A 392-nucleotide genomic window follows, 5' to 3' on the forward strand; every position below is an offset into this window, starting at 1 on the left:
CCTTAAGGTCAAAATCATTCAGGAGGGCCTGGGTAATCCGCAGAACCCCCATGTGTTGGTCGTGATTCCAGATACGAGAAATAAAGGGTTTCAATTGGCAATCCTTGTCTGGTTTCTTAAATTGGCGTTTCCAGTAGAAAAAGGTCTCTGGAGAGATTGGCAGGACCCGTAAAAGGTCAGCCAGATTGAATTTGGCCTCGAGTGTGCAGATTACTTGGGCGAGTTCTTTGTTCGTTGCTTCATCGAGGCCAATAATTTTAACGCTTCATTTTTGATGCGTAACTCTAGGTTCTCAGCTTCTAATTGTTTAAGACGATTTTGTTCCGGAGTGAGTTTCTTCTTGGTTGACCGCTTCTTAGTCGGTTTCTTTCGTTTGTTTGTCATTTTGGGTT

The 392-nt window shown here is 43.4% G+C and carries 1 pseudogene; it reads right to left on the minus strand.

Annotated features, from left to right (window positions below):
• Positions 1 to 210: 210 nt before the first annotated feature.
• Positions 211 to 392 (minus strand): annotated as a pseudogene (locus tag LPKJCM_RS11560) (helix-turn-helix domain-containing protein); the annotation flags it as partial.

Origin of the sequence: Lentilactobacillus parakefiri (genome assembly GCF_002157585.1) — a bacterium.
GTDB classification, from domain to species: Bacteria; Bacillota; Bacilli; order Lactobacillales; family Lactobacillaceae; genus Lentilactobacillus; species Lentilactobacillus parakefiri.